The following is a 14,615-nucleotide window of genomic DNA, read 5'->3' as shown; positions in this document are numbered from 1 at the left end:
ACAGCCCCGCCTGCGCGGGGACGACCCCGCGGGGCTGAAGCCGGTGTCCCAGGCTGTCGGAACAGCCCCGCCTGCGCGGGGACGACTCATTCATATTGTTTCTAGTAGTGATCGCACTAGGAACAGCCCCGCCTGCGCGGGGACGACCTCCTACAGACAGTCCTCGCGTTCGAGGCACTGGGAACAGCCCCGCCTGCGCGGGGACGACGTGAACCGTCGTGCTGCGGCGAAGAACCGGGACGGAACAGCCCGCCTGCGCGGGGACGACATGGTCGTCGCAGCGATCCAGGCCGAGGGCCAGTGGAACAGCCCCGCCTGCGCGGGGACGACACTTGCTGACCAGCGGAGAATGGAGAAATACTCGGAGTTCTAGTTTACTTTCTCCGGCGCAGATGCGACGCAGCAGACCAACCTCTCCGCATTCCGGTGGTGCGCTTACTAGAGGTGGTTCTACGCATCACACGTAGCCCCTCGAAATCCTCTACCGACCAGTCGTGCCGATGGACACGAAAGTCGAACCCTTGCTCTGTTTCCCGTGTCGAGTAAGTCATGATCGCTCGCCCGTCTTTCACGGTTTCAAGGATGAGCTTCCAGAGCTCATCACGCAGCCTCGCGTTGACTCTGCCCACGAACACTCCTGGGCTCACTTCGATCAACCATCGAGTCAAGTGACCCCGTAGCCCAGCTGGGCAAGCTGTGAGGACAATCGTCACCATGGCACGTCCTCGCTGTAGTTCGTACCGCCAGACACCCGCCCGAGTTGCTCATCCCAGAGTTCAATCACCGTCGCGAGCCCGTCCTCACCCTCATCTTCCGTTTCCGGTAGCAGCAGAAAACGTAGGTCAGCCACGCATCTACTGAGGATCCGCTGTCCACGCATCGCGTCGCGAACCTGCCTCCTGACGGTGGAGGCGAGCCCCGCAAGCGCTTCAGGGTCATCTTGATCCATCTGTGCAACCGACTGGAATGCAATGGGCACGGTGCTGGCCGATTTGTACAAATCTGCAATATCGTAAATGAACGACCTGTCGTGACCGGTGTGGACGAACCCCAGCCCCGGCGAGCATCCGATAGCCACAATCACCGCATGGACTACGCCGTACAAGCACGAGTGCGCGGCAGATAGGGCCTGGTTGATCGGATCCGACGAGTCGAAGTCGTCCACGGTGAACTCTCTCCGCGACCACTCCACGCCGGTCGTGACTGACCAATCTCTATACGACTTCCGCACGCGCGCACCCTCCCGGCCGCGCAACTGCTGCATGGTCAGACGCGATACGTCCTCACCTGGAAAGCGCATCGCGTACATCTGTCGCGCAACAGCGAGACGGGACCGATTGTTGCTGACTAACCTCGAGATTTCGCGGGGGCGGCTGAGTTAGTGCGTGTCGGGCATAAAGAAAGGTGCTCTGAACTGGAATAATGCGGGGTTGGCAGATAGGGCCAGTGGGTACGCCTAGTCCGGCGATCCGGTACTGCGATTCCGATGACTTGGTACTTCTCGGGGCGGGCGGGGTGGTCTGCTCGGGGTGAGGCGGCGCACCCGCGCCGCTTCTTCCTATTTGAGGAGGCTCACGTGGCCGACTACAAGGCCATCATGACGTTGGCGCTGGCCGGGCATAGCTACAGCGAGATCGTCGCCGCCGTCGGGTGTTCGCGTCGGGAGATTGCGGCGGTGAAAAAGACGATCACCGCGTACGGCGTCACCGCCGGGCAGGCGGCGTCGATGAACCCGGCCGAGATGGCCGGGATGTTCCCCGATGGACGCAAACGCGTCTCGGAGGACTACACCAAACCTGACTTCGATCGAGTGCTGGCATCGATGAAGTTCAACCGGCACTTCACCATCCAGCAGGCCTGGGGCAAATACCTCGCCGACCCCGCCGGCAGCGGAAAGAAGTACGGGTACTCGCAGTACTGCGCCCTGTTCGCCGAGCACGCCCGGGTCAAGGACGTGGTGGCCACCCTGCATCACGAACCCGGCCGGGCGATGCTGGTGGACTGGGCCGGCGACACCCTCGAGGTCCTCGACGCCGTCACCGGGGAAGTCACCAAGCTGTACCTGTTCGTGGCGGTACTGCCGTACTCCGGTGCGGTGTTCTGCCGCGGCTTCACCGATATGAAGTCCCCGTCCTGGATCGACGCCCACGTCGCCGCGTTCGCCTTCTTCGGCGGCACCCCGCAGATGGTGGTGCCCGACAATCCGACCACCGCCACTCACCGGCAGAAGCAGGGCGAGGCGGCCAGGGCGGTCAACGTCCGCTACCAGCAGCTGGCCGACCATTACGGAACCGCGATCGTGCCGGCCCGGGTCCGAAAACCCCGCGACAAGGCAGCCGTAGAGTCAGCCGTGGAAGTGGTCAACAAGCGCGTCATCGGCTACCTCGCCGAGGAGGTCTGGACCACCGTCGAAGCCCTGAACGCCGCGATCGACGACCGCGTTGCCGAAATCAACACACAGATCCGTCGGGCTGACGGCACGACCCGGTGGGAGCGGTTCGAAGCCGACGAAGCGACACTGCTGGCCGCCCTGCCAGACGACGGGTTCGCCACGGTGGAATGGAAACAGCTCAAAGTCGGACGGAACTATCACGTCTCCTGCGACTCGCAGTACTACTCGGTGCCCTACACCTACGCCGGTCAACTCCTGCGGGTGCGCCTGACCGCGCAGTCGGTGACGCTCTTCGACGGCGACCAAGTCGTGCACGAGCACTCCCGGCGCCACGGCCGCAAGGGCCAGTACTCGACCGTGCTCGCTCACGCCCCGAAGGCCCATCAGGGTATCGACGGCCTGTGGTCACGGCAGTGGTTCACCGACCGCGCCCGCGGGTTCGGCCCCGCCACCGAGAAGGTGATCGCCCAGATCCTGGATCGTCACGTGATCGAGGCGCAAGGCTATCTGGACTGCCAGAACATCCTCGAAACCCTCGGCAAGAGAAGCCGCCAGCGGCTCGAGGCGGCCTGCCAAGTGCTGCTCAACCAGAACGGCGCTGGTAGCTACAGCGTTCTCAAACGCGTCATGGCCACCATCGACTCCGACGGGAAAGCGCCCCGGCCCGTGGTGCCGGCGGCGGCCACACGAAAGCCGCCGCCACCGGCCGGAGCCCGAGACGACGGTGCGATCCAAGTCCGGTCGGCCGATCACTACTCGCGCGGCCGCAGCGGGGCTGGTGCCTGATGTTCACCGAGATCGATCACCAGAAGTTCCGCAGCCTGCGCATCACGCACGTGGCGACCCGGTTCGAGGAGTTGATCAGCGACGAGGCCAACGATGAACTCACCCCGGAGCAGATCTTCCTCACCGCCGTCGACGACGCCCTGGACCAGCGCCAGGCGCACCGGATCGACAAGCTCATCCGCTCCGCCAAGTTCCCGATCCCGCAGGCCTCGATCGCCGAGGTCAACTACCAGGAAGGACGCGGGATCACCCCGGTGCGGATGAAACGCTACGCCGGACACCACTGGAGGCAGGACCCCACGAACCTGCTGGTCCTCTCACCGACCGGCGGCGGGAAAACCTACCTGGCCTGCGCGATCGGGATCGCCGCCTGCCAGAACGGGCACACCGTCACCTACGCCCGCATGGACGAACTCGCCCGCCGCCTGGTCATCGCCCGCGGCGACGGGATCCGCCACCAGAAGATGCTCAACGATCTCTCGGACGTGGAGCTGCTGATCATCGACGACTTCCTCACCGTGGGCATCGACCCCGAAGCCGCCAACGATCTGTTCGCAGTGCTGGCCAACCGGGAGCACCGCCTACCGACGATGATCGCTTCCCAATCCCGACCGGCGTACTGGCTCGAGGCCCTACCCGACCGGGTCGCCGCCGACTCCATCGTCAACCGCCTGGCCAACAACGCCCGCGAGATCAACCTCGGCGAAGTCGACATGCGACGCCAACGCGACGACCAAGCACGAGCCACCACCGGCTACTGGGAGTAACCCCCGACGGTGCCGGCCCGCCTCACACACGGGCCGGTTCCGGGTCGCCGGAACAGCGGTACCAACTCGACGGACCCGCAGTACCGACAAGCCCTATCTGCCACGGGGTGTTGAAGCTCGCAAAGCATCCAGTCAAGGAGCACCTTTCTGGTGAAGAACTGTACCCTCTCGCCCATCCGCCTGGAGATTGACCACGCCGGGACGGGAGTCCTCTCCCACGCCGGAGTCGTGCTTCCCGCCCGAGTCGCCGAGACATCCGGCCTGGTAGAAGGTCTATCGCAGGCGTTGGCGCCGTGGCGGGCACCGACCGCGGTGTTTGACCCCGGCCGCATGCTGACGCAGTTGGCCCTGGCGGTCGCCGTTGGCGGGGACCACCTGGTCGATGTTCGCGAGCTCGCCGGAGCCGACACCATCGTCGGCCGCGTGCCCTCGCACGCCACGATCTCGAGACTGCTGGCCACTCTCGCAGACGATGTCGACCGCGTCGAATCAGTGGTGCACCAGGCAGTATCTCGCGCACGAGAGCACGTGTGGAACCGGGCCGAGCACCGGCCGTCGCTGCGAGCGCCGAGCGCGAAGACCCCGGTCATCATCGACATCGACGCCACCTTGATCACCGCCCACTCGGATAAAGAGCACGCGGCCCCGACCTATAAGAAGGGCTACGGTCACCACCCACTGCTCGCGTTCTGTGACCACGGGCCCGGCGGGGGCGGAGAACCCTTGGCCGCACTGCTGCGGCCGGGCAACGCCGGCGCCAATACCGCCGCCGACCACAAGAACGTCCTGGCCACAGCGCTGAAATCGATCCCGGGTATCAACGTTTCCCGACCCGGAAAACGAGTCCTGGTCCGCACCGACGGAGCCGGCGCATCGCACGGGTTCCTCGAGCACCTGCACCGCAAGCGAGTGCAGTACTCCGTCGGTTTCGCCCTCACTCCGGCCCTGGCCGCACTGGTCGATGACCTGCCAGCCCAGGCGTGGCAGCCGGCGCTGACCTCAGAGGGCGGCATCCGCGAGGGTGCCGAGGTCGTCGAACTGACCGGTGTGGCCGACCTGAGCCGCTGGCCAGCAGGGATGCGCCTAATCGTGAGAGCAGAACGGCCCCATCCGGGCGCCCAGCTGCGATTCACCGATGCCTCCGGACGCCGCCTGACAGCGTTCGTGACCAACACGGGCCGCGGCCACATCCAGAATCTGGAACTGCGGCACCGCCAGCGGGCTCGCTGCGAGGATCGCATCCGCACCGCCAAGGACACCGGCCTGGCCAAACTTCCCCTGCAGACCACCGCGCAGAACCGGATCTGGATTCTCATCGCCCAGCTCGCCCAGCTTCTCCTGGCCTGGGCCCAGCTCGTCGCCCTCGACGACACCCCAGCCGCGACGTGGGAACCCAAACGCCTCCGCCTGCGGCTACTCTCCGTAGCCGCGAGTCTGGCCCGTCACGCCCGAAAAACCCGCCTCCACCTCGATGAAACCGCGCCCTGGGGTCACCTGATCACTGCTGGCCTGGCGCGACTCGAAGCCCCCGGCTAACCCGCCGGCAAAGACCCTTCCGGCCCTTGACAGACGTAGCACCCAACGGGAACGTGGAACCCCGACGCCAAGCCGAGCGACACCGGCCGAACAATCACGCACACACGCCGAAAACCAGGCAGAATCACGAGTTGACGAACCCTTCACACCGCTCAACCGCCCGATGAAACTTCGAGGCTAATCGCGCCTGAGCTTCGAGCAGCTTCGTCGACCGTCCCAATGGTCTGCCATGGGCGTAGTAGCGCACCCCGTTCTCACCCGTCCACACGACCGACGATCCACTATCGGCGAGAACGCACATTGCTTGGTGGGTGACCCGCGGGCCCGGGCCCAGCATCAGCACCCCGAGCGAGGCGCTCGGGATATGGATGACCCCGAGTTCATCGGTGGCGGTGAGCGCATTCGCGTCTCGCCCGATAGTGCAGTGTTCCAAGTAGAGGAAGGTGACTCTGTCCTCCACCCGGGTCAATTCCCGGGACCTGGAGGGACGGATTCCGGGTGTCTTCACGACTCACCTCCGGCCGAGTGGCGCCAGTGTGAGAAGCCCGCACCCATATGCCTTGGCCTTGCCGACGCCGTTCGTCAGAGTGCTGCGGAGGGCGTCGACATCAGTGACTCGGATCGCCCCATCGAATTGGGACCTCGATACTGTCACCGTGGCTCCCTTGCGTTGGAAACGCGAGATCTCACGCGACGTCACCGCGACGGCGGGAACCCACTTCTCATCGTCGAAGACTCCGCCGGCGTCGATGAACTCGACACCGAGTGAGGACGCACGATCGGTGAGCCAACCCAATTGTTGGTCGACTGTCACATGGGCGAACCGACGCTTCTTCCCGTCCTCCCCCGTGACGATTCGGCTCGGATTGGCGACCAACCGGAACGAGTACTCTTGGCCCAACGTGATCCGATCGAGCACACGACCATACGGACGCACGTCCCACGATTCCTGATTGGACCAGCCGGCTTGCTCCTGGATGTGCTCGAACGACGGAGCGGTCGGGCTGAGGATGTACAGCGCCAAGTGGTCACCTTCGCGATCCAAACGCCAGAGAACACGGCCTTCTCCGTGTGCGGCCGGGGGGAAGGACGACATCACAGCGGCGTGCACGGTCTGCGGATTGCCGACCAGGAGTCGGGTGCCCCGCCGACGCGGATTCAGGTGCATTCGCGACAAGTACATAGGTGGCCTCACAACATGCTCATGGGGTCATGGCCGACTACCGGACGTCCGAGTGGATTGTCGACGATGACCGCTGTGTGGACGACCGCTCGCACTCCGTGCCTACGGTCTCGGGGGTCGAAGCTCACGGGATGATCGGAGATCAACTCGTCCTGGACCGATCCTTGCGTGGCGTCGAGGGTCACCGGGAGGTGAGCGGGCGACGAACACGTCTTCCGATACCAATCCGAGGCTTGCCACGGCTCGTCGCTCAACGCCTGTTCGACTCCGGGGTCCCGCATCCCGAGAACGACGCGTCCGGCCGGTGGGCAGGATCGACGCCCCAGATAGACGGGGAAGACCGGTCGACGGAGCGCCTCCCGCAGACCTTCGAGGAGCTCGTCCTCCCCTTCGACCGCGACCACGAAACATGCGTCACTCAAGTAGTGACGAGAGGTGAGTGGCTTGGACTTCCCGGTGCGCCAGTCGATGCTCGTCTGGAAGTCGCGAACGAGCCGGCCCTGCTGATCGCTCCGGACACCGAACCGCAGACTGGCGAGGTCCTCGATCGGATCGGTGCGCCTCCGGCCAGACGCAGCGGCGAGCATGCCCACGACCCCGCTCTTGGTCGGTTCCCTCCTAGTCGTGCGGTCGTTGAACCGACTCGAGTCGCCCCATGCCTGAAGCGGGCCGGCGAGTCTGAGGAGAAGCGAGGTCACTTCTCTTCCACCCTTTCGCGAACCTGCTCGCCCACCAGGCGGACGACACCGTTGAGGTCGGCCCGCTGACCGATCTCCCCGAGCTTCTCGAGCGCCGTCTCGGTCGCCGCGGCACCTGCGGCGAGAAACGCACCGGCGACGGGGGGTGTCCCGTAAGCGGCATCCTGGTCGGCCGCGTGTTCGGCCAATCGCAAGACCGCCTGCTCCGTGCGACCGATGGTCGACACGATGGCGGATTCGAAGGCTCCGACAAGGTTGACCGGCTGATCCTCTCGGACCTGGACCAGGACGAGGTCGGCCCGGGTCCTGTTCGCGAAGGTATTGCTCTTGCCGGTGGGCATGGACACAGCGAAGGCCCTTACGAAGGCTTCGGCAGCCTTGGCAGCGGCCTCAATCGACCCGAGTGAGGCGGCGAGCGCGTCGGCGTTCACCGTTGCGTACCGGTACATCGTCGATGACACGAACTCGACAGTGCCGATCATTCCCGCGCCTGCATTGTCCTCCGGCGCCTTGTCGTCTACGGCGGTGAAGTAGTCGAACTCGTTGGAGGCGGGGTGCACCGAGATCGCGTGAGCCACCTGACAGCAGGCGTCGACGTTGAGGTCGGGCGCATTGGCGATCATGCGGCCGAACAAGGCTACGTCGATAGAGGTGTCGTCATGGAACGCCTTCTTGACCGACTTCTTGTCCGGAGTGCTGTCGACGGAGTCGATGGCGAGTTTCGCGAGGGCCGAAATCTGGGCACGCGAGAGGAAGATCAGATACTCGGTCTGGGGTACCTCCCGCTTCTCGCCGGATTCCCTCTTCTCCTTGGCCAAATTGATATCCACGACCTTGAGCACTTTCGCGGCCAGATCCTCGGCGGACTCCTCCAGATCGGGGCGCCTTGCGACGATCTCCCCGATCATTTGTTCGACGACCCGCTTGGTCCTCACCCCGAGCTCCGCGGTGTCGAGGTGCGAAGAGAACTCGGCGCGCGTGGCCCGCTTCCACGCTTGACTCGATACTCGAGACCTGCGAACCCCGCCGTACACCGCGGACTTGGGCGAGCCCGTGTCATCTCGATTGATGTTGGACGGCGGAACCGTTTGGATGATATGGACGTCGATATAGGTAGTCATTGCTACTCCTGTATTGAGAGGGCTGAGGACTCAGTTCTTGGACGGGGGCTGGTGGGCGGTCGGGCGAGACCTCGGCGCGGTGTACAGATCGCGCGCCCACCGAAGCTTCACCCTGGTCGCACTTTCAGGTGAGTGAAGCGACGCAACGTCCGACGCGAGTCGTCCGTAGTCCAGCGGGATCGACTTGGCTTTGAGGAGGAGGACGATTCCCCTCAGGTGATGCACGATCTCAGGGAGTTCGTCTGCCGTGACCAACGCCTGAAATCGGCGAAGCGTCGCCTGCTCGTGTTCTTGCGCGTCGTTCGGGGTGGCCAGCTTTCGCACAGCGGATCCCAACCTCGCGGACGGACCGCCGACGTGCATCGGTTGCGCCTGCGACTGCTGATGGAGCGCGAACAGGGTCAGAGCGATGTGCGCGGCGTATTCGTAGGGGCCGACGTCGTCGCCCTCTCCCACCAGTTCTTCGGGAAACCCCGAGTAGAACTCTCCCCACGCCTCGGGTTGAACAGCGATATCGGCGCCGACCGCGCGTCGCATCCGAGCGAGGGACGCACGGGCGGAGCTGTCGCCGGCAGAGAGACGCTTTTGCAGTCCGACCGCCCTACTTCGCACGTAGCTTTCCAGCGTCTCGCGGCGCGTGCCTGCCTGTGCGGGCTCGGTGGTGATCAAGGTTCAGTCCTCTCGGTGGTGCTTTCGTCGGCGTAGTTGGTCGCCGGGAGGTCGTCACGAGGCAGGAAGGGCAGTGCCTTGGCGAGTGACCGACGAAACCACAGGTCCGCCTGCCCCACGGAAACCACATGCCCGGAGTGCTCGCGGCCGCGCCACGCTGCCGGCGGGGCGTTCCGCACCAGCTCCTCGCCCCTGGCCGCGAGCGTCCGGCGACACCCCTCACGCCAGTTCTGGAGACTTGCATCGGGCGATGTCTCCGGACCGAGATCGCGCAGCCAGCGTCGGAACGCACGATCGAGTTCCTCGTAAGCGCCGGACACGGCACCCTCGCGGGCGGGCCCCGCTTCACCACCCGCCGCGACGACCAGGTTGTCGGCGAGGCTCCCGAGCGCCCGGATCGCGGCGTCGGTCTCACCGACCGCGGTCGTGGCCGCCGCGCGATGTGCACCGGAGGAGACGTCTGCGAGCACGCCGGCGAAGGCGAGCCGATCAGCGAGGACGGTGGAGATCACCGCCATCTGAGGGCCGTACTCGACCCCTGTCGCGACGATCCTCACCTGAAATCCAAGAGGGAGCACTTTCTCGCTCACGAGCTTGCCGACCCAATTCACCACTCCGGAGGGGCGGGCGGACTCCGCATCCCCGTACTTGGTCTTGACCTTTGCTCCGGACGGATCTGGGAGCAGTGTCTCCAGACCGCGCCACAGCGCGCGCCCCCTGGTCAGGGATCTCGGCATGTAGATGATCGACTTCGCCTTGGCGGACTGCGGTTCACTGAAACGCCAGGGCGTCATCAGTTCGTGCTCGCTCTGGAGGGTGTACGGGATGGGATCGCCGTTGCAGATGAGTACCTCGGCGACCTCCCCCTCCTCAATGTGGAGGCGCACCCGTCGTTCAGGCCACGTCAGGAGTCCGAGCTGACCGAATGGTCCACACGTCTCAGGCGATCTCACTTCCTGGGTCAGGTGCTGCTCTTCCTCCCATAGAGGAACGTCCCTACGGTCGTACCTGCGATCTAGCACCAGGTTGAGCAACAGAGTCTCGCGGAGGTTCGTCCCCTCGATGTACTGCCCGCCCATCCAGCCCGCCCACCCGACGGGCGTCGGGTAGCCCTTCCCTCCCTTCACCCGTTGATCGCCTACTGCGCCTGACTTGATTCCCGACGGGTCATAAGCCTGACAGTGCAGGAGCCACCGGGAAGCCTCCCCCAGGCCCAGAGAGATCGACGGATCTCGTCGGCGAAACATCGCCCCGGGACCGGGGCAATCAGGGACGAGCAGTTCGAGGCTGCGCCACTCCCCTTTGGAGGTGTGAAGGTCAGGCACCTGCATGAACGGTCTCTGCGAGTCGAGGAGGTCAAACCGAGGCTTCCACGCGTCCAGGTATGCGGTGAACCCTGCTGCGGGAAGCCTCTCTTGATTCCACAGTTCCTCCCACACGCCTTCCGGATCACCGGTCGGCTCCGGCGCCACCGCGCGGTACAGCACGGCGAGCAGTACCCGCAGCACGGCGAAGTCCTGCGTGGGCAGCTCGCCCGCGAGCCTTTCGATCCTGTGCGACTCGGTGAGCGCCTCCGACAGGCTGACCTCCCGGACCTCCCCCTCGACGTCACGGATACGGATCCAGGGCTTGTCTACAAGGTTGAATGTGTCGGTCATGCGTCCCCCTTGACCCGGACGGTCAGTCCGGTCGAACGGTCGTACTCCATGTGCAGGTCTCCGATCCGGACCCACAGGTCCTCGTTCAGCGGCAACGGCAACATCCCTTTGAGCCAAGGCGACTTCTGCCACCCCGGGATCCCACGCGTCTCCAGCTCCTCGATGAGCCAGGCTTCCCGTTTGCCACGAAAAGTCCAGGCGGGAAGTGAGACGGTGCACATCGCCACGGCTCGCGCCAGTTCGTCGTCGACACCTAGATCGGAGTCGACCAGTTCGTCACCTCGTCGCTCCAGCCACGGCAGGGACCAAACGCGGCCGTCGACCTCACGCACGACGACTACATCGAGAGAATTCTCAGCGTCTCTGACCTGGGCGTGTCCGAGCACCTCTTCCCTGGGCTCGTCAGATGATCCCGAGTTCCACCCGTAGGCGGGCCCAGGACCCGGTGAGCGGAGAAGAAACGCCCCGCTGCGACGCTCCCTCTCCGCATCGGATTCCTGCCGCAGTTTCTCGGCTGAGCGCCAGTCGTCCTCCCACCCAGCTGGCGGGACGGCGTCTGGTGAGTAGGCGGCACGGACGAGGTCTGAGACGTCGCGAGGCGACTCCACTATTCCTTCGGTGCGTTCGAGGTGATCACGGAGCACCGCCGTCGTGCGCAATAGAGATGCACCGCCGTATACATAGGATGACCCCTTGTCTACGGTCGGGCTCGACCCATCGGACGAGAGCTCGACGCCGCTGATGAGGAACCTCGGTGTCGCCGCGATCCCCGGCCTGGTGCCGGCCGGTCGGTCGTGCCTGTGCAAGCGGCCGGCTCGTTGGAGGATCAGATCGATTGGGGCAAGGTCGGAGTACATGAGGTCCGCATCGATATCGAGCGAACTCTCGATAACCTGAGTCGACACGATCACCATGCCGGGGGGTCGTCTGCGTCCGATCGCCGGTGGGCCCAGCAACCCCTTGACATGACCTTCACGGTGGAGCCTGTCTGCCAGGATGAACCGTGAGTGCAGCAACATCGTCCGACTGGATCCCAGCTCGTTGAGAAGGGCGGTGTAAACCTCCTGCGCCCGGGCCACCGTGTTCCGCACGACGACGACGCAGACTCCGCTGTTCACCGCGTCTGACACCGACTGGACAAGCTCAGCGTCGTCGTCGCCGACGAATTCCATACGATAGGCGGTCTCCCGACCGCTGGCCGCTGGCTCCGTCAGAGTCGGCAGTCCCGACCCCACCCGGACGATCAGGGGGAACGCGGTGGCAGCAGCTGTCGCCTCGAAGTCGGGTCCCGGTCGGCTGCCCGCCACGATCTGCTCCCCCGCTGCCGCTGATCGCCCCCTCCGATATGCCGCGAGCATCGCGCATCGGCGCTCCGGCGTGAGGGTCGCGGTCAAGGCGACGACCGGAACCCGTTCAGCACCGAGCCACTCCAAGGCCCGGTCGAGGAAGTGGGACATGTAGCTGTCCGCCGCGTGTACCTCGTCGAGGACCACGACCTTTCCGACGATCCCGAGGTGCCGCAGCATGAGATGACGAGACTGCAGCGCAAGGAGAAGCACCTGGTCGATGGTCCCGACGGTGAAGTCGGCGAGCGCCGACTTCTTCCTGGCCCGGAGCCACCAGTGCGCGGTCAGCGATCCGGCACCCGAGGGGGAATCGTCGTGGATACCCGCCAGCCCCCTATCCGGGACAACCGCGGACAGTCCCGTGAACTCGTCGTTGAATCGCGCACGACTGTGGGTCAGCAGTGCGGAGGCGACTGTTCCGGCGGGAACACTGCGATCGAGCCATGACAGTGTTCGGCTGAACATCGCGTCGCTCGTCGCACACGTGGGGAGCGCCACCGTCAACCCACCACATCCGAATTTGGCCGCGATGACCTCGGCTGCGGCGAAGGCCGCCTCTGTCTTACCCTCTCCTGTCGGTGCTTCGATGAGCATGAGCTCGGGTTCGATCATGAGTCGCGCCTGTTCAACGGCGGCGAGTTGCACCGGCCTCGGAGACGCACCTTCCGGCAGCTCGAAACGGTCGGCGAAAAGCGCGGCATCATCAAGTGGAGGGCTGGGCGACCAAGGCCGCGGCAGAGCGAGCGCAGCCAACCCCCTGGCCGCGCGGTCGCCATCTTCCCCATCAGTCCCGTACGGGAACAACTCCGTGTTGGACGCAATCCAATCGCACACCACGACAAAACCTGCGAGGACGACCTGCGCCGCCTGGGAGAGTCCCACAGTGGCCACCTGCACGAGGTCTGCCTCAGTGATCTCGGAGAGCCCAACAGCGAAGTCGATCGCCGATCGGCGGGATTCGGCCCAGATCGCGTTCGACTCCGGCAACTCCTGGGGCGGCCCTGGAGGGAACGTCCCGTGATGACCGGCCAGCACCGCCGAAATCGTCGAGGCCTTGCCGCGGCCCCCGATGGCTTCGAACAGCCACTCCCAGAGGCTTCTAGCGCTCACCGATCCGTGCGGCCTCTCCCTGCGTTGTCCCGAGCTGACCGCAGCGTTTGGTAACGCGAACCCCACGCGGGACATTCGCTCGCGCAACTCGACGTTCTGGCTCGCGAACTCCTCGCTGATCTTTCCGACATCGTGAGCGGCTGCGAGGAAGACCGCAAGCGAACCCGCCAGAACCTGGCTTCCCGTCTCGGCCGCCACGACTGCTCGAGAGGCGGGCGGCATCCATTCCATCCATAGACGGTTCGCCACTTCGGCGGAGTCAGCCATGTGACGCCACAGCGGAAGCCAGTCACCGTCATCGTCGGGCGACTTCGCCCACGCGAGCGACCACGGTCCGTCCGGTGGGCGGATCTTCGCAGTCATGTCAGACCCCTCGTGTACTTGTTAGGTGATGCAAGTCACTGTACGGGGTCAACATGATGGTCGCAACCCTCTCTTACTCTCCCACTTAAACATTGGCTTTTTTTGCACCGGGTGTTCTCATCGTGGATTAGCAAGGGGCCGAACGGTGTCGCACCATTCGGCCCCATGCACACCCGACCGAGGTCGGGACAATTCACACTCGCCCGCCTAAACCGGAACAGCGCCTCGCGAGAGGCGACAAGGATCGGGTGACGGCCGATCCCTGAGAGTGATCGCCTTCAAACTAGGGCACTCCACCGGGAAACGACGAAACCGGCACCCCGTACGAGGTGCCGGTTCGTGTCGTGCTCTCTTGTAGCGATACCGGGGATCGAACCCGGGACCTCACGATTATGAGTCGTGCGCTCTAACCATCTGAGCTATATCGCCGTGCCCGGTGTGCCGTGCGAGCCCCCTGACGGAATCGAACCGTCGACCTTTTCCTTACCATGGAAACGCTCTACCGACTGAGCTAAGGGGGCCGGCCACCCTGAGTCACGAAGCGCTCCGCAGCTCGGGGTGAAAGCCTCTAGCAGATTACACACGCGGCATCCGTGGACACAAATCGCCCGGTTGGGCGCGTTCGGGGACCCGCTGGCAGGATGAGGACCATGCGCATCTCGGTGGTCGTCCCCGTCCTCGACGACGCTCACGAACTCGCCGGGTGCCTGGCCGCTCTCCGCTCCCAGACGCGGCCGCCCGACGAGATCGTGGTGGTGGACAACGGTTGCGCCGACACCAGCGCCGAGGTGGCCCGTGAGGCCGGTGCCCGCGTGGTCGCCGAGGCGGTGCGCGGCATCCCCTCTGCCGCCGCCACCGGCTACGACTCGGCCACCGGCGACGTGATCGCCCGCCTGGACGCGGACTCCCGCCCCGGCCCCGACTGGATGCAGCGGATCGAGAGCGCGTTCACCGAGGACCCGGAACTCGTGGCGATCTCCGGCCCG

General features: G+C 65.1%; 12 protein-coding genes, 2 tRNA genes and 1 CRISPR repeat array. Of the genes, 4 read left to right on the top strand and 10 right to left on the bottom strand.

Going from position 1 to position 14,615, the window contains the following annotated elements; all coding sequences use genetic code 11:
• Position 1: 1 nt before the first annotated feature.
• Positions 2-330: direct repeats of the CRISPR family, unit length 24 nt; unit sequence CAGCCCCGCCTGCGCGGGGACGAC.
• Between the two features lie 44 nt (positions 331-374).
• Both cas2e and cas1e read right to left on the bottom strand, forming a co-directional pair.
• Positions 375-716 carry a type I-E CRISPR-associated endoribonuclease Cas2e gene (gene cas2e, locus G6027_RS18295; RefSeq protein WP_182638362.1) on the bottom strand — a complete coding sequence of 114 codons (342 nt, stop codon included), beginning with the start codon at positions 714-716 and terminating at the stop codon, positions 375-377.
• Positions 710-1,360, bottom strand: a complete 651-nt coding sequence (cas1e, locus tag G6027_RS18290; RefSeq protein ID WP_182638364.1) for a type I-E CRISPR-associated endonuclease Cas1e — start codon at positions 1,358-1,360, stop codon at positions 710-712. Before cas1e ends, cas2e begins: the two co-directional genes overlap by 7 nt.
• Positions 1,361-1,576: 216 nt before the next feature.
• Between cas1e and istA the strand changes: the two genes are divergently transcribed.
• The 3 genes from istA to G6027_RS18275 all read left to right on the top strand — a co-directional run bounded on the left by istA (position 1,577) and on the right by G6027_RS18275 (position 5,481).
• Positions 1,577-3,178, top strand: a complete 1,602-nt coding sequence (istA, locus tag G6027_RS18285) for an IS21 family transposase (RefSeq protein ID WP_182638361.1) — start codon at positions 1,577-1,579, stop codon at positions 3,176-3,178.
• Entirely contained in the window at positions 3,178-3,945 is a 768-nt protein-coding gene (locus G6027_RS18280) for an ATP-binding protein (protein ID WP_182638360.1), read from the top strand. The genes istA and G6027_RS18280 overlap by 1 nt, the downstream gene beginning before the upstream one ends.
• A 150-nt stretch (positions 3,946-4,095) precedes the next feature.
• Entirely contained in the window at positions 4,096-5,481 is a 1,386-nt protein-coding gene (locus G6027_RS18275; RefSeq protein ID WP_182638359.1) for an IS1380 family transposase, read from the top strand.
• A gap of 511 nt (positions 5,482-5,992) precedes the next feature.
• Here G6027_RS18275 and cas6e read toward each other — a convergent pair.
• From cas6e to G6027_RS18235, 8 genes are all read right to left on the bottom strand, one after another.
• Positions 5,993-6,664 carry a type I-E CRISPR-associated protein Cas6/Cse3/CasE gene (gene cas6e / locus G6027_RS18270; protein ID WP_182638358.1) on the bottom strand — a complete coding sequence of 224 codons (672 nt, stop codon included), beginning with the start codon at positions 6,662-6,664 and terminating at the stop codon, positions 5,993-5,995.
• 8 nt (positions 6,665-6,672) lie between these two features.
• On the bottom strand, positions 6,673-7,362 hold the full coding sequence (gene cas5e / locus G6027_RS18265; RefSeq protein ID WP_182638357.1) for a type I-E CRISPR-associated protein Cas5/CasD: 690 nt from the start codon (positions 7,360-7,362) through the stop codon (positions 6,673-6,675).
• Positions 7,359-8,483: a type I-E CRISPR-associated protein Cas7/Cse4/CasC gene (gene cas7e, locus G6027_RS18260; protein WP_182638356.1), complete on the bottom strand. Its 1,125-nt coding sequence runs from the start codon at positions 8,481-8,483 to the stop codon at positions 7,359-7,361. Before cas7e ends, cas5e begins: the two co-directional genes overlap by 4 nt.
• Before the next feature lie 30 nt (positions 8,484-8,513).
• Positions 8,514-9,152 carry a type I-E CRISPR-associated protein Cse2/CasB gene (gene casB, locus G6027_RS18255; RefSeq protein ID WP_182638355.1) on the bottom strand — a complete coding sequence of 213 codons (639 nt, stop codon included), beginning with the start codon at positions 9,150-9,152 and terminating at the stop codon, positions 8,514-8,516.
• On the bottom strand, positions 9,149-10,810 hold the full coding sequence (gene casA, locus G6027_RS18250; RefSeq protein WP_182638354.1) for a type I-E CRISPR-associated protein Cse1/CasA: 1,662 nt from the start codon (positions 10,808-10,810) through the stop codon (positions 9,149-9,151). Before casA ends, casB begins: the two co-directional genes overlap by 4 nt.
• Positions 10,807-13,629: a CRISPR-associated helicase Cas3' gene (gene cas3 / locus G6027_RS18245; RefSeq protein ID WP_182638353.1), complete on the bottom strand. Its 2,823-nt coding sequence runs from the start codon at positions 13,627-13,629 to the stop codon at positions 10,807-10,809. Before cas3 ends, casA begins: the two co-directional genes overlap by 4 nt.
• 355 nt (positions 13,630-13,984) lie before the next feature.
• A tRNA-Met gene (locus G6027_RS18240) sits at positions 13,985-14,058 on the bottom strand.
• A gap of 19 nt (positions 14,059-14,077) precedes the next feature.
• Positions 14,078-14,150 (bottom strand) — tRNA-Thr (locus tag G6027_RS18235).
• Positions 14,151-14,279: 129 nt separating this feature from the next.
• On the opposite strand from G6027_RS18235, the gene G6027_RS19270 reads away from it, so the two are divergent.
• The coding region (locus G6027_RS19270) for a glycosyltransferase family A protein (RefSeq protein ID WP_241727282.1) at positions 14,280-14,615 on the top strand (336 nt) is incomplete at its 3' end.

It is taken from the genome of Dietzia sp. SLG310A2-38A2 (genome assembly GCF_014145095.1).
Taxonomy (GTDB): domain Bacteria; phylum Actinomycetota; class Actinomycetes; order Mycobacteriales; family Mycobacteriaceae; genus Dietzia.
This window is presented reverse-complemented; position numbering and strand designations above follow the sequence as displayed.

Bases quoted from the DNA above. Each gene is read 5' to 3' on its own strand.
- cas2e (WP_182638362.1), bottom strand. From the start codon at position 716: ATGGTGACGATTGTCCTCACAGCTTGCCCAGCTGGGCTACGGGGTCAC.
- G6027_RS18280 (WP_182638360.1), top strand. From the start codon at position 3,178: ATGTTCACCGAGATCGATCACCAGAAGTTCCGCAGCCTGCGCATCACG.
- cas6e (WP_182638358.1), bottom strand. From the start codon at position 6,664: ATGTACTTGTCGCGAATGCACCTGAATCCGCGTCGGCGGGGCACCCGA.
- cas7e (WP_182638356.1), bottom strand. From the start codon at position 8,483: ATGACTACCTATATCGACGTCCATATCATCCAAACGGTTCCGCCGTCC.
- casA (WP_182638354.1), bottom strand. From the start codon at position 10,810: ATGACCGACACATTCAACCTTGTAGACAAGCCCTGGATCCGTATCCGT.
- cas3 (WP_182638353.1), bottom strand. From the start codon at position 13,629: ATGACTGCGAAGATCCGCCCACCGGACGGACCGTGGTCGCTCGCGTGG.